The sequence below is a fragment of the Rhizobium sp. ZPR4 genome, from assembly GCF_040215725.1.
In the GTDB taxonomy this organism is placed as follows: domain Bacteria; phylum Pseudomonadota; class Alphaproteobacteria; order Rhizobiales; family Rhizobiaceae; genus Rhizobium; species Rhizobium rhizogenes_D.
The window spans coordinates 277,882-299,961 of record NZ_CP157967.1; the positions used below are offsets into that span (position 1 = coordinate 277,882).

The 22,080-nt window shown below is 60.5% G+C and carries 16 protein-coding genes; 10 read left to right on the forward strand and 6 right to left on the reverse strand.

What is annotated here, in order from left to right; genetic code table 11:
- Positions 1-4: 4 nt before the first annotated feature.
- From zwf to ABOK31_RS01380, 3 genes are all read right to left on the reverse strand, one after another.
- On the reverse strand, positions 5-1,480 hold the full coding sequence (zwf, locus tag ABOK31_RS01370) for a glucose-6-phosphate dehydrogenase (protein WP_092709201.1): 1,476 nt from the start codon (positions 1,478-1,480) through the stop codon (positions 5-7).
- A gap of 131 nt (positions 1,481-1,611) precedes the next feature.
- Positions 1,612-2,910 (reverse strand): FAD-binding oxidoreductase, encoded by a 1,299-nt coding sequence (locus ABOK31_RS01375; RefSeq protein WP_349957490.1) that lies wholly within the window; start codon positions 2,908-2,910, stop codon positions 1,612-1,614.
- A gap of 12 nt (positions 2,911-2,922) precedes the next feature.
- The gene (locus ABOK31_RS01380; RefSeq protein WP_174179386.1) at positions 2,923-4,359 is read right to left on the reverse strand and encodes a glutamine synthetase family protein; all 1,437 of its coding nucleotides are present in this window, start codon (positions 4,357-4,359) and stop codon (positions 2,923-2,925) included.
- Positions 4,360-4,496: 137 nt separating this feature from the next.
- On the opposite strand from ABOK31_RS01380, the gene ABOK31_RS01385 reads away from it, so the two are divergent.
- The 3 genes from ABOK31_RS01385 to ABOK31_RS01395 all read left to right on the forward strand — a co-directional run bounded on the left by ABOK31_RS01385 (position 4,497) and on the right by ABOK31_RS01395 (position 8,838).
- Positions 4,497-5,678, forward strand: a complete 1,182-nt coding sequence (locus ABOK31_RS01385) for an NAD(P)/FAD-dependent oxidoreductase (protein ID WP_349957491.1) — start codon at positions 4,497-4,499, stop codon at positions 5,676-5,678.
- A gap of 154 nt (positions 5,679-5,832) precedes the next feature.
- Complete coding sequence (locus ABOK31_RS01390) at positions 5,833-5,976, forward strand: hypothetical protein (protein WP_167376544.1); 144 nt, start codon at positions 5,833-5,835, stop codon at positions 5,974-5,976.
- 324 nt (positions 5,977-6,300) lie between these two features.
- Positions 6,301-8,838: a methyl-accepting chemotaxis protein gene (locus ABOK31_RS01395; protein WP_349957493.1), complete on the forward strand. Its 2,538-nt coding sequence runs from the start codon at positions 6,301-6,303 to the stop codon at positions 8,836-8,838.
- On the opposite strand, the gene ABOK31_RS01400 is transcribed toward ABOK31_RS01395, so the two are convergent.
- On the reverse strand, positions 8,814-9,071 hold the full coding sequence (locus tag ABOK31_RS01400; protein WP_349957494.1) for a hypothetical protein: 258 nt from the start codon (positions 9,069-9,071) through the stop codon (positions 8,814-8,816). The two genes, ABOK31_RS01395 and ABOK31_RS01400, sit on opposite strands and share 25 nt — an antisense overlap.
- Before the next feature lie 88 nt (positions 9,072-9,159).
- Here ABOK31_RS01400 and ABOK31_RS01405 point away from each other — a divergent pair, with 88 nt between their 5' ends.
- Positions 9,160-10,032, forward strand: a complete 873-nt coding sequence (locus tag ABOK31_RS01405; protein ID WP_349957495.1) for a LysR family transcriptional regulator — start codon at positions 9,160-9,162, stop codon at positions 10,030-10,032.
- A gap of 37 nt (positions 10,033-10,069) precedes the next feature.
- On the opposite strand, the gene ABOK31_RS01410 is transcribed toward ABOK31_RS01405, so the two are convergent.
- Positions 10,070-11,068 carry an aldo/keto reductase gene (locus tag ABOK31_RS01410; RefSeq protein WP_349957497.1) on the reverse strand — a complete coding sequence of 333 codons (999 nt, stop codon included), beginning with the start codon at positions 11,066-11,068 and terminating at the stop codon, positions 10,070-10,072.
- Between the two features lie 341 nt (positions 11,069-11,409).
- Here ABOK31_RS01410 and ABOK31_RS01415 point away from each other — a divergent pair, with 341 nt between their 5' ends.
- The 4 genes from ABOK31_RS01415 (at position 11,410) to ABOK31_RS01430 (ending at position 15,562) form a co-directional block, all read left to right on the forward strand.
- Positions 11,410-12,498 (forward strand): extracellular solute-binding protein, encoded by a 1,089-nt coding sequence (locus ABOK31_RS01415; protein WP_234910331.1) that lies wholly within the window; start codon positions 11,410-11,412, stop codon positions 12,496-12,498.
- Between the two features lie 188 nt (positions 12,499-12,686).
- Entirely contained in the window at positions 12,687-13,829 is a 1,143-nt protein-coding gene (locus tag ABOK31_RS01420) for an ABC transporter ATP-binding protein (protein WP_174179372.1), read from the forward strand.
- A 2-nt stretch (positions 13,830-13,831) separates the two neighbouring features.
- On the forward strand, positions 13,832-14,743 hold the full coding sequence (locus tag ABOK31_RS01425) for an ABC transporter permease subunit (RefSeq protein WP_174179370.1): 912 nt from the start codon (positions 13,832-13,834) through the stop codon (positions 14,741-14,743).
- A 3-nt stretch (positions 14,744-14,746) separates the two neighbouring features.
- Positions 14,747-15,562: an ABC transporter permease subunit gene (locus ABOK31_RS01430; RefSeq protein ID WP_092709228.1), complete on the forward strand. Its 816-nt coding sequence runs from the start codon at positions 14,747-14,749 to the stop codon at positions 15,560-15,562.
- A 34-nt stretch (positions 15,563-15,596) separates the two neighbouring features.
- On the opposite strand, the gene ABOK31_RS01435 is transcribed toward ABOK31_RS01430, so the two are convergent.
- Positions 15,597-17,492, reverse strand: coding sequence for an AsmA-like C-terminal region-containing protein (locus ABOK31_RS01435; protein WP_174179368.1), 1,896 nt, complete (start codon positions 17,490-17,492; stop codon positions 15,597-15,599).
- A gap of 166 nt (positions 17,493-17,658) precedes the next feature.
- On the opposite strand from ABOK31_RS01435, the gene ABOK31_RS01440 reads away from it, so the two are divergent.
- Together ABOK31_RS01440 and ABOK31_RS01445 are read left to right on the forward strand one after the other, a co-directional pair.
- The gene (locus ABOK31_RS01440) at positions 17,659-19,611 is read left to right on the forward strand and encodes an acetoacetate--CoA ligase (RefSeq protein WP_349957499.1); all 1,953 of its coding nucleotides are present in this window, start codon (positions 17,659-17,661) and stop codon (positions 19,609-19,611) included.
- A gap of 356 nt (positions 19,612-19,967) precedes the next feature.
- On the forward strand, positions 19,968-21,890 hold the full coding sequence (locus ABOK31_RS01445; protein WP_349959049.1) for a DEAD/DEAH box helicase: 1,923 nt from the start codon (positions 19,968-19,970) through the stop codon (positions 21,888-21,890).
- Positions 21,891-22,080 lie beyond the last annotated feature (190 nt).

The window sequence follows — 22,080 nt, forward strand, 5'->3', positions numbered from 1 at the left end:
CAGATTAGATATCGTCGTGCCAGGTGCGGCCGTCACGCTCGATGAGCGCGATAGCCTGGCTCGGACCCCAGGTGCCGGCGGTGTAGCCCTGTACCTGCTGCCCGGTTGCTTCCCAACCCTTGAGGATCGGGTCGACCCATTCCCATGCGGCTTCCACTTCGTCGCGGCGCATGAACAGCGTCTGGTTGGAGCGGATGACGTCCATCAGCAGGCGCTCGTAGGCATCCGGATTGCGGACGTTGAAGGCGGACGCGAAGCTCATGTCGAGCGAGACGTTGCGCAGGCGCATGCCGCCCGGACCCGGGTCCTTGATCATCAGCGACTGCTTGACGCCTTCGTCCGGCTGCAGGCGGATGATGAGCTGGTTGGCGACGATGCGGCCGGCGGCCTGGTCGAAGATGTTGTGCGGGATCGGCTTGAAGGTGATGACGATCTCCGACACGCGGCCGGCAAGACGCTTGCCGGTGCGGATGTAGAAGGGAACGCCGGCCCAGCGCCAGTTGCCGATCTCGGCCTTGATTGCGACGAAGGTCTCCGTGTTCGAAACGCCGCCTTCCAGTTCGTCGAGGTAACCCTTGACCGGGCCGCCTGCCGAAGCGCCGGCGCGGTACTGGCCACGAACGGTCGCCTGCTCGACATTGGAGGCGTCGATCGGCTTCAGCGCGCGCAGAACCTTCAGCTTCTCGTCGCGAACGGCTTCCGAATCCATGGAGGAGGGAATTTCCATCGCGGTCAAGCAAAGCAGCTGCAGGATATGGTTCTGCACCATGTCGCGCAGGGCGCCGGCGGTGTCGTAGTAACCGGCACGGCCTTCGAGACCGACCGATTCCGCCACCGTGATCTGCACGTGGTCGATATGGTTGGCATTCCAGAGCGGCTCATAGAGCGCGTTGGCAAAGCGCAGCGCCATCAGGTTCTGCACGGTTTCCTTGCCGAGATAATGGTCGATGCGGAAGATCTGCTCTTCCTTGAAGACCTTGCCGATGGTGTCGTTGAGCTGCAGCGCCGAGGCGAGGTCGCGGCCGATCGGCTTTTCGACGACGATGCGGGTCTGCTTGGTGATCAGCTTGTGATCGTGGATCTTCTGCGAGATGTCGCCGAAGATGCCCGGAGCGACGGCCAGATAAAAGGCGCGCACGCGCTCCTTGCCTTCGTCCAGAAGCTTCTTCAGCTGATCCCAGCCGGCATCGCTGCGGGCATCGACCGGAACGTAGAAGAGACGAGCCAGGAATTTCTTGACTTCGGCGTCGTCATATTCGCCCTTCTTCAGGTGCTCCTTAAGAGCGGCGTCGGCGAACTTGCGGTATTCTTCGTTGGAAAGCGCACTGCGCGAAGCGCCGATAATGCGGGTCGGCTCGGAAAACTGGCCTTCGACCTGGCGATGATAAAGGGCGGGCAGGAGCTTGCGCTCCGCAAGGTCGCCGCTGCCGCCGAAAACGACATAATCAAATGGTTCAACGGGAATGATTTGGCTGCTCATGAGCTATCTCTCAATCGGTCTTGGTTGAGGCCCCTTTTAATCTAATCGATTTAAAAAGGCCAGTGTGCATCGCAAAATTCAGGTCGGCTTTTTAGAGCGGATCGCCGGCGGAAGAAATCATCTTCCGGTTTTCAAAACCTGTCGCGCAACGCAAACCACGAGAGCGCCAGGAACAGCAGAGGCGCCCGCATGCGCGCACCGCCGGGGAAAGGCGGGATATTCAGCTCCCTGAAGAGATGAAGTTCGTCCGCATTCCCGAGAACCGTTTTCGCATAGAGTTTACCGCAATAGTTTGACAGCATCACCCCATGGCCGGAATAGCCGCCGATTGAGGTGACGCCCGGCATGACCTCGCGCACGAAAGGCTGCCGCGGCATGGTGATGCCGACCGAGCCGCCCCAGGCATAATCGATGTTGATATCGCTGAGAGCCGGGTAGATTTCGGTGATCTGTCGGCGGATATGCTGCGTTATGTCGCGCGGATTGTCTGCCGTATAGGCCTCACGCCCACCGAACAGCAGGCGCCCATCCTTCGATTTGCGGAAATAGCGCACGACGAATCGCGAATCGGCCACCGCCTCGTTGCCGGGAAGAACCTGCGGGAAGCGGTCGAGCGGCTCGGTGGCACCGATGAAGGAGCGGATCGGCATGACATGGCTTGCCGTGACAGGCTCCAGATTGCCGATGTAGCCGTTGCAGGCGATCAGCACGCGGTCGGCGGTGATCTCTCCGCCATCCGTTTCGATTATGGTCTTGCCACTTGCTTGGCGAAAGCCCTTCGCCTTGGTCATTTCAAAAAGCGACGCACCGGTTTCGGCTGCGACACGGGCAAGGCCGATGAGCAGCTTCAGCGGATGGATATGGCCCGTGCCCGTATCCCGAACGCCATAGAGATAGAATTGCGAACCCAGCCGCTCCTGGGTTTCGGCCTCATCCATGAACGTCATGTGCGGATAGCCGTAGCGGGTCGCCGCGATTTCCGCACTGTCCATATAGTCGCGCTTGTAGCTGCGCTTGTGCGTGACATTCATCTGGCCGGGCAGGAAATCGATGTCGATGCCATGCTCCGATGCGAAGTCGAGAAGGTGGCGCTTGGCGTCCTCGGCCAGATCGAAGAGGGCCTTCGAGCGCTCATAGCCGATTTTCTCTTCGAGTTCTTCGGGCCACCAGCGCTGGCCGGTGCCGAGCTGTCCGCCATTGCGGCCGGAGGCGCCGTCGCCGAAGCGGTTGGCGTCGATCAGAACGACCTCGACACCGCCCTTGGCGAGGTTATAGGCGGCTTGAAGGCCGGTATAGCCGCCGCCGACGATCGCGACGTCAGCCCGGCGCGAGCCATCGAGTTTTGGATAGCTGGCGCGATCGCCGACGGTCGCCTGATAGAAGGAAAGACCCGGCGCGATCGGGCTTTGCCATGTTTCCTGCAATGTCATGGGCGATCTCCCTCACACGTTGAGCAGAAGGAATTCCCGCTCCCACGGGCTGATCACCTGCATGAAGGTCTCGAATTCGCCGCGCTTGACGCCGGCATAGATGTCGATGAAGTCCTTGCCGAGAACCTCTTCGAAAGCGGGCTCGTCCTCCATCAGCGCAATAGCCTCGAGGAGGCCGCGCGGCAGGTCGATCGAGCCTTCATTGGCCGAATCCTCGGTCGGAGCTGTCGGCTCGACTTTCTTCATGATGCCGAGCAGACCAGAGGCGAGTGAAGCGGCAAGCGCAAGATAGGGGTTGGCATCGGAGCTCGGCAGCCGGTTCTCGACACGGCGCGCCTGCGGATCCGAAACCGGAACGCGGAAGGCGGTGGTGCGGTTGTCGTAGCCCCAGGCATTGTTGACCGGGCAGGACATGTTGGGTGCCAGCCGGCGGTAAGAATTCACATAGGGCGCCATCATGGCGAGTGCGTTCGGCACGTAGCGCTGCATGCCGCCGATGAAATGGAAGAATTCCTGCGACGGACTTCCGTCTGGATTGGTGAAGACGTTCTTGCCGGTCTCGATGTGGACGACCGATTGATGGATGTGCATCGCCGATCCGGCCTGGCTTTGCATTGGTTTGGCCATGAAGGTGGCGTAGATGCCGTGCTTCAGCGCTGCCTCGCGGATGGTGCGCTTGAACATGAACACCTGATCCGCAAGCTCGATCGGGTCGCCGTGGCGCAGGTTGATTTCCAGCTGCGCCGGTCCCTCTTCATGGATCAGTGTATCGATCTCCAGGCCCTGCTTCTCCGAGAAATGATAGATATCATCGATCAGTTCGTCGAATTCATTGATGCCGGCGATCGAATAGCCTTGTCCGCCAAGGATGGAGCGGCCGGAGCGGCCTTTCGGCGGATGCAGCGGATAGTCGGGGTCGTCATTCTTGGCGACGAGATAGAATTCGATTTCAGGTGCCACAACGGGCTTCCAGCCGCGCTCTCGATAGAGTCCCATGATGCGCTTCAGCACGTTGCGCGGCGTATAGGACACTTCCTCGCCTTCGGAATTGACGATATCGCAGATCACCTGCGCAGTCGGGTCGCTCTCCCAGGGTACAACCGAGAGTGTCGAAAGATCCGGCACGAGCTTGAGGTCGCTGTCGCGCGGCTCGTAGCGGAAGCTCTCCGTCTCCTCCGGGTACTCGCCGGAGATCGTATGGCGATAAATCGCCGAGGGCAGCGCCAGCGACGTGTTGGACGTGAATTTCGAGGTCGGCATCATCTTGCCGCGCGGCACGCCGGCAAGGTCCGGCGTGATGCATTCGATGTCTTCGATCCCGCGTGCCCGCAGCCATTGAGCCGCTTCCTTCCAGTTTGCCACGCCGCGTGCCGATCTCAGACCAGGAGGTACCGTAGGGGCTTTCGAGACGGGTATGGAAGCTTTCAGCGGGGTCTTTCTCGCGGGCATAAAACACCGTATTTGGGTTGATCGGTGAGTGCATCATAACTGCAGTTTGCCAATTGGCGAGGGGGAAAACCGCTCGGACTTTCGCCGTATGATGGAAAAATGACGACAGAGCGCGGCGAAGAATAAAGGGCTGAAGCGTGACCGGCAGATATGATGTGATCGTCCTCGGTGCGGGTGCGGCAGGCATGATGTGCGCCATCCGCGCTGGCCGGCGTGGACGGTCCGTCCTTGTGCTCGATCATGCCGCTGCACCAGGCGAGAAGATCCGCATTTCCGGCGGCGGCCGCTGCAATTTCACCAACATCAACGCCGGCCCGAAGAACTTCCTTTCCGCCAATCCGCATTTCGCCAAATCGGCGCTCGCGCGCTTCACGCCCCAGGATTTTATCGCCATGGTCGAGCGCCATGGCATTGCGTGGCATGAGAAGACGCTCGGCCAGCTCTTCTGCGATGATAGCGCCAAGGATATCATCCGCATGCTGACGGACGAGATGCGCGCAGCCGGTGCGCAACTGCGACTGCGAACGGAGATCAGCGGCGTTGAGCCGAGGGCGGACGGCTATCGCGTCAGCACATCCGAAGGCGCCGTCGAAGCATCCTCGCTGGTCGTCGCTACGGGCGGCAAGTCGATCCCCAAGATGGGGGCCACCGGCTTTGCCTACCGCATCGCCGAGCAATTCGGCTTGCCCTTGGTCGAAACCCGGCCGGGTCTCGTGCCGCTGACGCTCGATCCGCAATCGCTCCAGCGGTTGGCGCCCTTGTCGGGCATTGCCGCACCTGCCGAGATCCGGCACGGCAAGACGGCTTTCCGCGAAGCCCTGCTCTTTACCCATCGCGGCCTCAGCGGCCCCGCCATTCTGCAGATTTCCTCCTATTGGCGGGAAGGGGAGGACATTACCGTCGTGATCGAGCCCGATATCGACATTTTCGCACTTCTGAAGAAAGCCAAGCAAGTGAATGGCCGGCAATCGGCGCAGACGGCGCTTGCGGAAAGCCTGCCGAAGCGGCTGGCGCAGCATATTGTCGAGAGTGAGGGCATCTCCGGCAATATGGCCGATCTATCCGACAAGCGCCTGCAGCAGCTCGCGGCAGCCATCCAGTCCTGGCCGGTCAAGCCCTCTGGCTCGGAAGGTTATCGCACCGCCGAGGTGACGCTGGGTGGCATCGACACGTCCTGTCTCGATTCGAAGACGATGCAGGTGAAAACCGTTCCCGGTCTTTTCTTTATCGGCGAATGCGTCGACGTGACTGGTTGGCTCGGCGGTTACAATTTTCAATGGGCATGGGCCTCGGGCCATGTGGCGGGCGAAGCTGCTTGAGCTGCCATTTCAGCGGCTTGCCGGCGCCCCGGGAAAATGGAACCCGCCTCTGTTTCTCGCGTTTTCCTTTCCTACATTATTAGTGAATACATTGGCAGTTGCCGAAAGCACCATTTGCCGGTTATCGTGTCAGTGCGAAAATGGGAATATACTCATGAACAGAACACAGCGTCGCGCTCGCGCCATTGCAATTGCTCAGACCCGTGACAATGCCAAGCTTTTGGCGGCAAGACTGTTGATGTTGGCGACCGGCGTTACAGCCGCTTGTATCGCCTACCTTACTGTACGCGGCTTCTGATTTCGGCCGCTTTCATCGTTCTTCGCCGTGGCTAAGCGGCCGCCTTGGCTCGCGCAATGGAATAGGTATCCTCATACGTTTTTCAGCGTTTGATTGTATGTTGTGGGTGGCACAACACCCTTATCTGAAAATTAATTAATCACACCGACAATCCCAATCGATTTCTTGGGGTGCTCTACTGCAAGCTAGAGCCGAAGCAATGATTGCTTCCTGACTTATACTCGGGAACCCCGCCTGCAGATATTTCAAGAACGATGGTTATACATCCGGTCAGCGCTGAGGCTGCGTCGACGGGGGAGCGGTGTGTGAGAGGTCTGGGCCAAAATGTTCATTGACAAGATATTGTCGCGTTTCAACATCAAGACGAAGGTTCTGATATTCGTCCTGCCGTTCGTCATCAGCATTTCCGCCGTAGGTCTCACCGGGCTTTATGCGTCGGGTCTGCTTCAGGGCCGCATGGAGATTTCGAACAGCGTCCTGCAGTCCCTGACCGGGTTCAAGAACCTCTACGGTTCCATGGATGACTTCCTGCGCATCACCAACACACAGCAGCGCGACAAGCTCTATGAGGACATCAAGTCGCAGCAGGGGGTGCTGAATGCGACTCTCGGCCAGCTCGGCGCAGATGCGGACGGTCGCGACAATCTGACTGACGCGATAGCAAAGACCGCTGACATGTCCAATCTCGTCGGCAGGCTTTGGTCACTGCATGAACAGGAACTCTCGCTCCGCAAGACGATAGACGACGCGCAGCGGGTATTGATCAGTGCCCGTTTCAACGTCAATTTCAATAGCCAGCAGCTGGAAGACCGGATGCGCCAGGATCAGGCGGATGCAACCTCCACGCTCCGCTCCGCCGACCGCCTGCTGAAGGGCGGCGATATGCTGGCCTCTGTTGCCGAAGACTTCAACAAGGCCGCGACGCCGGCTGACAAGGTCAAGCTTCTGAAGGATCGTTTGACGGATCTGAACAAGGCGCAACGCTCCATCGACCTTGCCCTGCCGCAGAACCAGAAGAGCGTCGTCCAATCGCTGGTAGGCACGATCAAGGATCTTGCTGCCTTCACCGAAAGTACAGATGTCCCGACCGACGACACGATTACCAATATAAGCCGGCTGCTGTCGCGCTTCCGTCAGACCTCGACCTATACGCAGCTGGCGGCGACGCAGATGATGCGCCAGGCGACCACGACCTTCGTGTCGCTCGATGCCCGCGTCGCACAGACCAATTCGGTCCTGCAGGACACGCGCCGCCTTGAAGACTCGATCTATTCGCTGCAGCTCGTGCTGGCCGATTTCAACGCCAATACGAACAAGGACAATCTCGTCCGCCTGCGCCAGGAAGTCTCCAAGCTCGGCGGCGATATCGACACGCTGAACCAGAGCGCCAAGAGCATGGATTTTGCCGGCGACATCGACACGGCCATTCGTCCGGCCATCAAATCCATGGATGACGCCGGCGGCAAGCTAGTCGATACCATCAACCAGCGAATCGGCGAATATGCCAGCGCTCGCCAGCAGCTCGATCAGGTCTGGAGTCAGCTGACCGCCTTCGCCGAAACGCAGAAGCAGAGCGCCGGCAGCGAGCGCAACCAGGCAAATTCCATATCCATCCTGGCAACCGCCCTCGGCATCATCCTCTCGGTCGCCGGCGGCATCGCCCTCGTGCTGACCCTCCAGCGCCCGATCGGCCAGATCACCGCCGCCATGCGACGCATCGCCGATGGCATGCTGGAGACCTCGATCTCCGGCGAGCAGCGCCGGGACGAAATCGGCGACATGGCCCGTGCCCTCGGCATCTTCAAGGAAAACGCCATTTCGAAGATCCGTATCGAGGAGCAGAGCGACGAGGAGCGTGCTGCCGCAGAGCATGAGCGCCAGCGCAACGACGACGAAAAGCGCGAACTCGACCGTCAGATCGACTATGCCGTCAGCGAGCTTGCCGCCGGTCTCGAGCGCTTGGCCCAGGGTGATATCTCCGCGACGATCGACACGCCTTTCATCGGCCGCCTCGAACAGCTGCGGCAGGACTTCAACAGTTCGCTGTCGCGCCTGCAGGAGACGCTGAGCCAGGTCCGCAGCAATGTCGAGATGATCCAGAGCAACGGCGCGCAGATGGCGGCGTCAGCCGAGGATCTGTCGAAGCGCACGGAGCAGCAGGCCGCATCGCTGGAGCAGACCGCCGCCGCCGTCGACGAGATCACCGTCACCGTTCGCTCGTCCGCCGAGCGCGCCAAGGACGCGGATGCGATCGTGCGCGAAGCCAAGCGCAGCGCCGATGACAGTTCCGTCGTCGTCGGCAATGCCATTGACGCGATGGGACGCATCGAAGACGCCTCCCGCCAGATCGAGCAGATCATTGGCGTCATCGACGAGATCGCTTTCCAGACCAACCTTCTCGCGCTCAATGCCGGTATCGAAGCCGCTCGCGCCGGCGACGCCGGCAAGGGCTTTGCGGTCGTCGCCATGGAAGTGCGCGAACTCGCACAGCGTTCGGCCGCTGCGGCCAAGGAAATCAAGGGGCTCATCAACAAGTCGACCGAGGAAGTCAATTCCGGTTCTCAGTTCGTGCAGGAGGCCGGTTCGGTGCTCGCACGGATCAGCAGCCAGATCGTGACGATCAGCCACCATGTGGAAATGATCGCCCGCGCCAGCCACGATCAGGCCAGCGCGCTGCAGGAGGTCAACTCCTCGGTCAATCACATGGACCAGATGACACAGCAGAATGCCGGCATGGTAGAGGAAACCACGGCAGCCAGCCGCGAACTCTCAACCGAGGCGGATGCCCTGCTGCATCTTATCCTGCAGTTCAAGATTGAGGCCGGCTACAGCGCGAATTACATGCGCGAGCAGGCGGCCTGACCGCAGCTGTTGTTGCTACCGCAGGCGGATCGGCCGATTTTCGGCCGATCCGCCTTTTTCATTGCCCGGTAGCGGCTGCGTGTCGCGGCAAACATTCGCCCGAGCCATTGAAAGAAGGGTGAGGGGGCCCGCGCATTGTCGAGATAAAACAGATCCTCGCTACGGCGCCATTGTTCTTCGCGCGCCAGGCTCTGTATTTCCATGGCTTTCGCCAGGGCCATGCTGTCCATCATGAGATGTCTCCTTCCTGTGAGGCATCCCTTCAACTACACATCGGAATTTGCTTTATAAATAGCCATTATCGGCTTATGTTTTTCAATTATGAAAAACACGACCTGGGATTCCTATCAGCTTTTTCTCGATGTCGCCCGTGGCGGCGGCTTGACCGGCGCCGTCGCTTCCAGCGGCCTCAGTCCGGCGACGATCGGCCGTCGCATGCTGGAGCTGGAAGGGCAGATCGGACGCCCGCTGTTCGAGCGCAGCCAGGCGGGCTATGCGCTGACGGATGACGGCCAGGCCTTGTTCGACCAGTTGCTGGAGATGGAAGCTGCTGCCCGCAAGGTTGATAGCTGGCAGCGGGATACCCGGGGCATGTCCGTCGTTCGCATCGCCGCCGGCACGTGGGTCGGCTGGCTGCTCAGTCAGAACATGCCGACAATCTGTTCTGAGCGTGACGGGTTCCGCATCGACCTGCAGCTCGGCGAGCGCCGTGCCAGCCTTGCCCATCGTGAAAGCGATATCGGCATCCGCGCCTTCGAGCCGGAGGAAACCAATCTCGCCGCCATCAAGACCGGCGATGTCGCCTATGCTGCCTATCAGGCCCGCAACATGCGCTTTTCAGGCCCGCAGCGCTGGATCGCAGTCGCGGAGGAAGAAGCGATCTCGGCCTATCTGCGCTGGCCGCACCAGAACAAGCGCGAGGAAATCGCCTTCACGGTCAGTCGCCCGCGCTCGCTGCACGATCTGGTGCTCGCCGGATCCGGCATTGCCGTTCTGCCCTGCTTCGTCGGAGATCAGGAGCCGCGGCTGGAGCGGGTCGGCGAGGAAATTCCGGAGCTGCGCCACCGGCAATGGATCGTCATGAACAATGCCGACCGCCATCGCCGGGAAATCCGCACCGTGGTCGACCGCATGAGCAAACTGTTGAAGAGCCATGCCGAGCTCTTTGCCGGCAAGCGTCCGACTTATCTGTGAAAGAACCGGCGGCAATCGACCGCCGGTTCGTGCTTCTTCACCGAGCCGCGTCGCCCCAGCGATATTCGACTGTGGCTTCGTCAAGCTTCGCCTTCAGCTCTGGATCGAGCTTCAGGTCGATGGCGGCCAGCGTATCCGTCAGCTGATCGGGGCGGCTGGCGCCTATGATGGCTGAGGTGATGACCGGATTGGCGGCCACCCAGGCGACGGCAAGCTTGGTGAGCGACTGCCCGGCCTCTTCGGCAATGCCGCGCAGCTTTTCGATCGTCGCGAATTCGCGTTCGTGCCAATAACGCTGCAGATAGTTGGTGCCGGCGCTGCGCAGCTGCGTGCTGAAGCGGCCTTCGGTCGGGGCCTGGTCATGTTTGTGCTTGCCGGTGAGAAGGCCGCCGGCGATCGGGTTGTAGGGGATGACGGCGATGCGTTGCTCTTCGGCCAAGGGAAGCAGTTCGCGCTCGATCTGGCGGAACAGCAGATTGTAGCGCGGCTGCACCGAGACGAAGCGGGCGGTCCGCAGAAAATCGGCCCGGCCGAGCGCTAATGCCAGGCGGTAGGCGAGGAAGTTTGACACGCCGACATAGCGGGTCTTGCCTGAGCGCACGATGACATCGAGTGCCTCCAGCGTCTCGTCGATCGGCGTTTCGCGATCGTCCGAATGCAGCTGGTAAAGGTCGACATAATCCGTGCCGAGACGCCGCAGTGAAGCGTCGATCGCATCGAGAAGGTGCTTGCGCGATGCCCCTTGATCCCAGGGAGACGGGCCGACTTTTCCGACGGCCTTGGTTGCGACGATAAAGCGGTCGCGCTTGCCCTTCAGCCAGCCACCGACGATCTCCTCGGTGCGGCCGGCAAGCTGCTCGCCGCCGCCGAGCGGATAGACGTCGGCCGTGTCGATGAAGTTGACGCCGGCATCGGCCGCCTTGTCGAGGATGGCATGGGCGATGTCTTCCTGCTCGATCTGCAGGCCGAACGTCATCGTGCCCAGGCACAGGCGCGAGACGCTGAGACCGGTATTGCCGAATTTCTGATACTGCATGATGAACCCCCGATGATGGGTTTGAGTTTGCCCGCTGGGCAGGATGGCGAAACAGGTTTGAAAATGTTCGCGGAAGAGAACTGCTCGATGTTAGCAAAGCCGGTTTCCGCATTCACGCGCGAAGCGGGCCTTTAGTTCACAATTGCGTGCGGACGGTATTGTCTCTTGTCGGGCGCCATCTTGCGGGGCGATCGATCGTTTTCGGGTAAAACCGCTAAAGCTCGTGCAGACTTGCTTTTTCCCTTGTCGCCTTCCGATTTCCTTTCTAGTCTAACGGGAAAAACAGAGGGTTGGGTATCGCCTGGATGCCCTTGAACAAAACAGGAGAGACTATGAAGTCCATGTTCGCACGGCTTGCAGCAACGGCTTTCGCGGTCGTTTCGCTGGCGACGGTCGCTCAGGCGGAAGACAAGGTCGTCAACATCTATAACTGGTCGGATTATATCGATAATTCGATCCTGGCGGATTTCACCAAGGAAACCGGCATCAAGGTCGTCTACGACACCTTCGACCAGAACGAAACGCTGGAAACCAAGCTGCTGGCTGGCAAGACCGGCTATGACATCGTCGTCCCGACGGCCTATTTTCTGCAACGCCAGATCAAGGCCGGCGTCTTCCAGAAGCTGGACAAGTCCAAGCTGCCGAACATCTCCAACATGTGGGATACGGTGCAGCAGCGCATCGCCACCTACGATCCCGGCAACCAGTACGCCATCGACTATATGTGGGGCACCAGCGGTGTCGGCTATAACGTCGACAAGGTGAAGCAGATCCTCGGCACCGATGCGGCACCTGATATCAACGTGATCTTCGATCCCGCGCTGGCGGCCAAATTCAAGGATTGCGGTATCTACGTGCTGGATTCGCCGACCGACGTCATTCCGGCTGCCCTGCGTTATCTGGGTCTCGACCCGAATTCGACCAAGCAGGAAGACTTCAAGAAGGCCGAGGATCTCCTGACCGCGATCCGCCCCTTCGTTCGCAAGTTCCACTCCTCGGAATATATCAATGCGCTCGCAAACGGCGATATCTGCATCGCCTTCGGCTATTCCGGCGATGTGCTGCAGGCCCGCAATCGTGCGACCGAAGCCAAGAACGGCGTCAACATCAGCTATTCGATTCCGACGAAGGGCGCGCAGATGTGGTTCGACGTCATGGCGATCCCGGCCGATGCGCCGCATGTCGAGGAGGCGCATATCTTCCTCAACTACATCATGAGGCCGGAAGTCATCGCCAAGGCGAGCAACTTCACCGCCTATGCCAATGGCAACAAGGCATCGCAGCAGTTCGTGAGCAAAGACGTGCTGGAGGATCCGGCCGTCTACCCGACCGATGCGGTCCGCGAGAAGCTGTACACGTTGACCCCATGGGACTCGAAAACGCAGCGCGTGGCAACGCGCCTGTGGACAAAGGTCACGACAGGCCAATAATTCGAAGCGGCCCGGACGGCAACGTCCGGGCCTTTCCTTATGAGGATAAGGTTAGGAATCACGAGCGCGCCGGATGGGGAAGAGCCGGGCGCCAACGCATTCCCGGGAAAAGTGCGCAGCGGTTTTTTCGTGGGAAATGCGGGAATGCTTTAGGAAAGCCCAACGGGGCATCCATTTGGGGATAGATAATGAAGTCACTCGGTAATATCCGGCGTTCGTTTGCTCCTTGGACCGATCCTTCGGCCAAGCCTTACATCTCCTTCAGGAACGTGACGAAGAAGTTCGGTGATTTTACCGCTGTCGATGACCTCTCCCTGAATATCTACAATCGTGAATTCTTCGCCCTTTTGGGCGCATCGGGCTGCGGCAAGTCCACGCTGCTGCGTATGCTCGCGGGCTTCGAGCAGCCGACGACGGGCGAGATCGTGCTGGATGGGCAAGATCTTGCCGGCACGCCGCCCTATCGCCGTCCCGTCAACATGATGTTCCAGTCCTACGCGCTCTTTCCGCATATGTCGGTCGAGAAGAACATCGCCTTCGGCCTGCGCCAGGACGGTATGCCGAAAGCCGAGATCGACGATCGCGTCGGGCAGATGCTGAAGCTCGTCAAGCTCGAACAGTTCGCCAAGCGCAAGCCCAACCAGCTTTCGGGCGGCCAGCGCCAGCGCGTGGCCCTGGCGCGCTCGCTTGCAAAGCGCCCGAAGGTGCTGCTGCTCGACGAACCCCTTGGCGCCCTCGACAAGAAGCTGCGCGAAGAGACGCAGTTCGAGCTCATGGATCTGCAGCAGAGCCTGGGCCTCACCTTCGTCGTCGTGACCCATGACCAGGAAGAGGCGATGACCATGGCCGACCGTATCGCGGTCATGAGCCACGGCAAGGTGGTGCAGGTGGCAACGCCGGCCGAAATTTACGAGGCGCCCAATTGCCGCTTCGTCGCTGACTTCATCGGCGATGTGAATATCCTCGACGGCAACGTCACGTCGGCACAATCGGGCATCGTCGAAATATCTGTCGATTCGGGCTTCACCGTGCGCACGGCTGCCGGCGATACGCCATCGGCAGGAAGCCGCGCCAGCCTTGCCATCCGCCCGGAAAAGCTTCGGGTATCACCGCGCCCGCCGGCCAACGCCTCTCTCAACGCCGCCGAAGGCGAGATCTGGGACATCGCCTATCTCGGCGACATGACCGTTTTCCACGTCAAGCTGAAGAGCGGGCAGGTGGTCAAGGCTTCGTCGCTGAACGCTGTCCGCGCCGTGGAAGAACCCTTCACCTATGACCAGAACGTCTGGGTCTCCTTCGACGAAAACGCCGGCGTCTTGCTGAAGGATTGACCATGAGAGCGCTCGGTTCCCTAATCTATCAGCGCCTCGTGATCATCGTCCCCTATGCCTGGTTGGTGATCTTCTTTCTCGCGCCTTTCCTCATCGTCTTCCGCATTTCGCTGTCGACGAAAGCACTGTCGGTGCCGCCCTATGATCCGTCCTTTGCCTGGAGCGACAGCTTCGGCGACTGGTGGGACAAGCTGCAGACCATGTCGTTCGACAATTACACATGGCTGGCCGGCGACCCGCTCTATATGAACGCCTATATTGAGAGCCTGCAGATCGCCGGCATCTCGACGCTTCTGACCCTCATCATCGCCTATCCCATTGCTTACGGCATGGCGCAGGCTCCACGCACGATCCGGCCCACCTTGCTGATGCTGGTGATCCTGCCCTTCTGGACGAGCTTCCTGATCCGCGTCTATTCCTGGATGTCGATCCTGAGCACCACGGGCCTCTTGAACCAGCTTCTGATGGCCCTCGGCATCATCCATCAGCCGCTCGTCATCCTGAACACCAATACCGCCGTCTATATCGGCATGGTCTATTCCTACCTGCCCTTCATGGTGCTGCCGCTCTATTCCGCGCTGGAAAAGATGGATGGCACGCTGATCGAGGCGGCGCAGGATCTCGGCTGCACGCCGATCGGCGCCTTCTGGCGTGTCACCTTTCCGCTCTCCATTCCCGGCATCGTCGCCGGCTGCATGCTGGTCTTCATCCCGGCCGTCGGCGAGTTCGTCATCCCCGACCTGCTCGGCGGCTCGCAGACGCTGATGATCGGCAAGGTGCTCTGGACGGAATTCTACAGCAATACCGACTGGCCGCTGGCCTCGGCGGTCGCGACCATCCTGCTTCTGGTGCTGGTGGTGCCCATCGTCTTCTTCCAGCATTTCCAGGCCAAGGCCGACGAGAAGGGGAGATAACAAATGATCCGCTGGTCCCGCTTCAACATCGTCTCCGTCACGCTCGGCCTGGCTTTCCTTTATCTGCCGATCCTGCTGCTGGTGATCTACTCCTTCAACAGCTCGCGCCTCGTCACCGTCTGGGGCGGCTTCTCGACGCAATGGTATGTGCACCTCTTCAGCAACGATACGATGCTGAGTGCCGCATGGCTGACGGTGCGCATCGCGCTGCTCTCGGCGACGATCGCCACGGTGCTCGGCACCTTCGCGGCCATCACGCTCGTTCGCTATACGCGCTTCCGCGGCCGCATTCTGTTTTCGGGCATGATCTATGCGCCGCTGGTCATGCCAGACGTCATCACCGGCCTGTCGCTGCTGCTGCTCTTCGTTACCTCGGGCGTCGATCGCGGCTTCTGGACGATCGTCATGGCGCATACGACCCTTACCATGTGCTTCGTCGCGGTCGTCGTGCAGTCCCGCCTGCTGACCTTCGATCGCTCGATCGAGGAGGCGGCACTGGATCTCGGCGCCCCGCCGGTGCGCACCTTCTTCGAGGTGACGCTGCCGATCATCGCGCCGGCCGTCTTCTCCGGCTGGGTGCTGGCACTCACCTTGTCGCTCGATGATCTGGTGATAGCGACTTTCGCCTCGGGTGCCGGCGCCAAGACGCTGCCGATGCTGATCTACAGCCAGGTGAAGCTCGGCGTTACGCCGGAGATCAACGCCATCTGCACCATCCTCATCGGCGTGGTCGCCGTCGGCGTCATCTGCGCGTCCATCGTGACGAAGCGTCGCGAAGTGCAGCGGCAGAGGGACGAGCAGGCCGCAGCCGCAGCTTGAGGTGCTGCGGTTGAACAGGCGGTTCCCGGAAGAACTATGGCTGCTGTATCGGCTTTTGCAGAAGCGTTGCGACCGGCGAAATCACCGGATTGGGCCAGCTGCCACCGATGAAGAAGGGCAGCATCGGTAATTCATCGGCGTCGGAGGGCGAGGTCGCCTCGATCGCGCCGGAGAGTGCCAAGCCATTGGTGCGGAACGGAACAACCCCGTTGAAGCTGATCGTTTCGTTGCGGCCTGCAATGGCCGCGTTCTGTACCTCGGCTGAGCCTTTGGCAAAACTTGCATCTACGTTGATGCTGTCGAAGTCGAAGGAAGAATCGGCGATATCGCTCATCCGGAAGAAAGCCTTCTCGGCGGCGAGTGTCCGGAAGGTCGAGATATCGAATTGGCGAAACGATCCTGCCGACGAGGTGAAGTGCAGCGTGCCGGCAACGTCGCTGAGCGTGGCAACCCAGATCGGCTTCGAGGTGCTGAGCGAAAGATCCAGCGACGCCGATGATGGCATCGGCAGTGGGCCAATCAGCTTCAGGCGGGTGAAGAGGCCGCCGAAATCGGCGTTGCGGATCGATATCTGCAATTTGCCGCCGCCGTCGAAGTCGCCCGGTGCGACCTCCAGATGCGCGGTCAGCGAACCGTTCTCGAAGTTGCTGTCGCCTATATCGAACTTCGCCTTGCCGCCTGCCACCAGCAGGCTGGCGCCGATATTCTCGAACTGGAAGGGACCGAGAGCCGCCTTGTTCGACGAGAGGCGCATATCGAGGTCGAGCCGCTGCAGCGGATTGCCGTTCAGCAGTGCATCGATGGCGGTTTCGGCGGCCAGGCGCATGGAGAAAGCGGCCAGGAATGGATTGAGGTTCATCTGGTCGAAGGCAAGCGTACCGGAAATCTTCGGTTTGCCCGCTTTCGTATAGTTCAGATCCATGATGCCGGAGGCTGCGGAATCATTGATCTTGAAGTTGAGATTGTTGAAGCGCAGGCCGTTGTCGATTGCTGCGATATTGGCGCTCAGCGAGATGTTCTTGAGGGCGCCGGCCGCCGGCAGGCGCTGCCCGCTCCAGGCGATGAAGGAGGGCACGTTCGGTACGCTCAGATCCAGATTGCCCGAAAGCGCCGAAAAATCCGATATGCTGGTGATGCCCGCATAGGTCCAGCTGATCAGCGGCGAAACGAAGCTGGTCGTGGTGTTCACATTCTTGCCGGCGAAGAAGAGCAGCGGCTGCGCCGAGTCGAAATTCAGCTTGATGTCCTGGTCGTTGAAGCGGGCAAGGATGACGGCGCTCAGCGATTGGGAAAGTCGCGGCCAGGCAATGTCGGCGTTGACGGCGTTGAGCTTATAGATGTTGCCGGTGCGCTCGTCGGTCATCTCGATGCTGCCATCCTCGATGGTCAGCATGCCGATGGCGGCGTCCTGATCCTTCCGCATCGCCAAACCCTGGCCGGAAGAGGCCTCCGCCTGCTCGATCGCTTTGGAAAGACGGCCTTCGTTCGTCCAGTCGATCAGGCCGTTCTCATCGCGGCGGATATAGAGGATCGGGCGCAGGAAATGGAATTCGTGAAAATGGGCGTGCCCGCGGATGGCCGACCACAGGGAGAAATCAGCGGAGAGGCTGTCGACATGGCCAAGGACCTTGCCGTTTCTCGACGGTTCACGGATGGTGACCTGATTGAGCGTGACGCGGGGTGTCGGCCAGAATTCGAGCGTCGGGTCGCCTTCGATCTGGGCTCGATACCCAGTCCAGTCCGATAATGCCTTCTCGATGCCGGAGCGCACCAGACCGCTTGAAATCAGGAAAGGCGCGGTCGCTCTGAAGACAGCGAACACGATGAGGATCGTGAGAAGAATGATGCCGGTCGTGCGAGCAAAGGCAGGCAGCCAGCGCGAGGCCGAACGCATCGTCAACCGCCACTTATTGTTTTTCGAAGCTCTCATGATCCCGTGGAGACTCTTGAACTGATAGGGATAATCTGCCTGAGTTTGCCGGATATAGGAAATGTTTGTCGGATGCAAACATCACGCACTGGCAATACCCACAACACCGTGATTTTATTAATGCGCTGCAGCATTGCTATATAGTGCGAAAAGCGGGGAGAGAAATATGCAAGATCAGCAGCCGCTCTGGACACCATCGGAAGCATTTCGCCGTCAGAGTCCGATGTTCGCTTTCATGCAGGAATGCAACCGCCGTTTCGGCCTCCCGTTATCCGACTTTGCCGGCCTTCATGCCTGGTCCATCGCCGATCGTGAGAATTTCTGGTCGACGGTCTGGGATTTCTGCGATGTGAAGGGCAAGCGCGGGGAGCGGGCGCTGATCCATGGCGATGTCATGCTGGATGCCCGCTTCTTTCCCGATGCCGAGCTGAACTTCGCCGAAAACCTGCTCTCGCGGAGAGGCGAGGGCGATGCTTTGGTGTTCTGGGGCGAGGACAAGGTGCGCGATCGCTGGTCCTGGGATCGGCTGGCCACGTTGGTATCTCGGCTTCAGCAGGCCTATCGTGCCGAGGGTATCGGCAAGGGCGACCGTGTGGCGGCTATGATGCCGAATATGCCCGAAACCATTGCCTGCATGCTGGCGGCCGCATCGATCGGCGCTATCTGGTCCTCCTGTTCTCCGGATTTCGGCGAACAGGGTGTCATGGACCGTTTCGGCCAGATCGAGCCGAAGCTCTTCATCACCTGCAGCGGCTATTGGTATGGCGGCAAGCTGCAGGATGTCACCGCGAAGGTCAGCGCCATCGCGCAGCGCCTGAAGGCGCCTGTGGTCATCGTGCCTTATGCCGGCAGTGCCGAAGCCGTCGTGGCCGCGACGCCTGGCGCGCAAACGCTCGATGATTTTGTTGCGCCCTTCGCGCCGAAGGTGGTCGAGTTCGAGCCTGTCTCCTTCTCCCATCCGCTGTTCATCCTGTTTTCCTCGGGCACCACAGGCGTCCCGAAATGCATCGTGCACTCCACTGGCGGCGCGCTGTTGCAGCTCATCAAGGAACACCGCCTGCATTGCGGCGTCGTGCCGGGCGAAAAGGTCTTCTATTTCACCACCTGCGGCTGGATGATGTGGAACTGGCTGGTGACGGGCCTTGCTGCCGGTGCGACGCTCTGCCTCTATGACGGATCGCCCTTTGCCCCCGACGGCAACATCCTGTTCGACTATGCCCAGGAAGAGAAATTCGCCCTGTTCGGTACCTCGGCGAAATATATCGACGCCGTTCACAAGAGCGGCCTCACGCCGAAGACCTCGCACGACCTTTCAAGCCTGCGGTTGATGACCTCCACCGGTTCGCCGCTGTCGCCGGAAGGCTTCTCCTTCGTCTATGAGGGCATTAAGGACGATATCCAGCTGGCCTCCATTTCCGGCGGCACGGATATCGTTTCCTGCTTCGTGCTCGGCAATCCGCTGCAGGCGGTCTGGCGCGGCGAGATCCAGGGACCGGGCCTCGGCCTTGCCGTCGATGTCTGGAATGACGAAGGCAAGTCGGTGTGGGGCGAAAAGGGTGAGCTCGTCTGCACTAAGGCTTTCCCCTCCATGCCGGTCATGTTCTGGAACGACCCGGAGCAAGCCAAATATCGCGCCGCCTATTTCGAGCGCTTCGACAATATCTGGTGCCACGGCGATTTCGCCGAATGGACAGAGCATGGCGGCCTCGTCATTCATGGCCGCTCCGACGCCACGCTCAATCCCGGCGGCGTGCGTATCGGCACGGCCGAGATCTACAATCAGGTCGAACAGATCCCGGAAGTTCTGGAGGCGCTCTGCATCGGTCAGGATTGGGATGATGACGTGCGCGTCGTGCTCTTCGTTCGCCTCGCCGCTGGCGTTGCCCTGACCGAAGATCTGGTTAAGGCAATGAAGACCCGCATCCGCACCGGCGCCTCGCCGCGCCATGTGCCGGCCAAGATCATCGCCGTTGCCGATATCCCACGCACGAAATCCGGCAAGATCGTCGAGCTTGCGGTGCGCGAGGTGGTGCATGGCCGCCCGGTCAAGAACAAGGAAGCGCTCGCCAATCCGGAGGCGCTCGATCTCTTCGCCGGGCTGGAAGAACTCAAAAGTTAAGGTGAGCCTTAAAACTGAGGGGCAAACGATGACCCTCGTATGGTAACTCGGCGTTAAGAAAGCTTGGTCAAAGGTAAAGGCTAACTTGAGACCGTTCGCATGAGCTGGGAGCGGATTGGAGCAGCTCTTGGCTCCCGAGACATGAAGTTCACCGACTTGAGCTTGCTTTCGACAGCATAAACTTCAAAGGCAGCGCGGTTCGCTGCCTTTTTTTCGTTTCGTTTCGCACGAAGATGCGTCTCCTCTGTACATTGGCGCATTGAGCAAGTATGTGCACGCTTGAAGAAGAGGTTCGCGACGTGCGAGCCACGATGATCGCCGCCTGCTGGCGCGCGAAGAATTCCGAAAGACAGATGATGACTGAATTCGAAGGCATCGCTCCTGCGATTGCCCAGGCTTTGGCGAAGCGCGGTTACGAAACGCTGACGCCGGTGCAGAAGGCCATGCTCGATCCGGGCCTCGCCGGCAAGGATGCGCTTGTCTCGGCCCAGACCGGTTCGGGCAAGACGGTTGCCTTCGGCCTGGCGCTAGCGCCCGGCCTGCTTGACGGCTCCGAGCGTTTCGGCCCTGCCGGTGCGCCGCTGGCTCTAGCGATCGCCCCGACCCGTGAACTGGCGCTGCAGGTTCAGCGCGAGCTGGAGTGGCTTTATGCGCTGACGGGCGCGACGATTGCCTCCTGCGTCGGCGGCATGGACATGCGCACCGAGCGACGCACGCTGGAACGCGGCGCCCATATCGTCGTCGGCACGCCCGGCCGTCTCTGCGATCACATTCGCCGCAACTCGCTCGATATTTCCGAGCTGCGCGCCGTCGTGCTCGACGAGGCCGACGAAATGCTCGATCTCGGCTTCCGTGAGGATCTCGAATTCATTCTGGAATCCGCGCCGTCCGAACGCCGCACCCTGATGTTCTCGGCGACCGTGCCGCGCTCGATCGCCAAGCTTGCGGAGAATTACCAGCGCGACGCCGTCCGTATCGCCACGGCTTCCGAAGCAAAGCAGCATGTCGATATCGACTATCGCGCCCTGACCGTGGTGCCGAGCGACCGGGAAAACGCCATCATCAACGTGCTGCGCTACTATGAGGCGCGCAACGCCATCGTCTTCTGCTCGACGCGCGCTGCCGTCAATCATCTGACCGCTCGGTTCAACAATCGCGGCTTTTCGGTCGTCGCTCTCTCGGGCGAACTTAGTCAGAATGAACGTACGCACGCGCTGCAGGCCATGCGTGACGGCCGCGCCCGCGTCTGCATCGCCACCGACGTCGCCGCTCGCGGCATCGACCTGCCGGGTCTGGAACTGGTTATCCATGCCGATCTGCCGACCAATCCGGACACGCTGCTGCATCGCAGTGGTCGTACCGGCCGTGCCGGCAACAAGGGCGTCAGCGCGCTCATCGTGCCGCTCAGCGCCCGTCGCCGCACCGAGCGCCTGTTGGAAGCCGCCCGCATCCGCGCCACCTGGGCAAAGCCGCCATCGGCCGATGAAGTCAGCCAGCGCGACGACGAGCGTCTTCTTGCCGATCCGGTCTTCGCCGGAGCGCTCGGCGAAGACGAACAGTCGATCGTACAGCAGCTTCTGGAGCGCCATGGCGCCGAGCAGGTCGCCGCCGCCTTCCTGCGGCAATACCGAGCCGGCCATTCCGCGCCGGAAGAGTTGCAGGATGTGCCGGCCGAGGGCGAGCGCAAAAAGCCCCGCCGGGATGATTTCCCGGTCACGCCTCGCGATGACGGCCCATCTGGCGGACGGAATGACTTTACTGACGGTCTCTGGGTATCGCTGTCCGTGGGACGCAAGCAGAATGCCGAACCGCGCTGGCTGATCCCCATGCTCTGCCGCAACGGCAATCTGACCAAGCGCGACATCGGCGCGATCAAGATGCAGCCCGAGGAAACCTTCGTCGAACTCTCGCAGGAGAGCTTTGAGCGCTTCCTTTCGGCCATCGGCCCGGACAAGACCTTGGAGCGTGGCATCCGGGTCAAGCCGCTGGCCGGCATGCCGGATTTTCAGGCCAAGCGGGAAGGCGGCTTCGCAAAGAAGAAGCCCTTCGCTGATAAGGGCGCTCGCGCGAACGATGGCCCGAAGCCGAAATGGAAGTCCGATCGCAAACCGGAACGGGCGCACGCAGGCGAGGGCAGCGTTTCCGAACGTTCGGATAAGAAGCCCTGGGCGAAAAAGGACGGCAAGCCAAGCTTCGCCAAGAATGACGGGGGTCCCCCGAAAGGCGTAAAGCCGAATTCCAGGGCTGCGCGCAAGGCTGCGAAGGTGCGCGGCGAGTAACGCTATCGCCGCGCTCGGGTCAGCGCGGCGTTTTCGTTGCGGGCAATTCGCGAGTGGGCCGCGGAAATTGAGAAAATATCTGCCTCGGGCGGCAAGCAGTTATTCGGCTTGACATTTGGATAATGTCGAGCAGAAAATTACTCATGGGGTTGCGATCACCCCACGAGGCTACGGCTGAAGAATCGCGTCC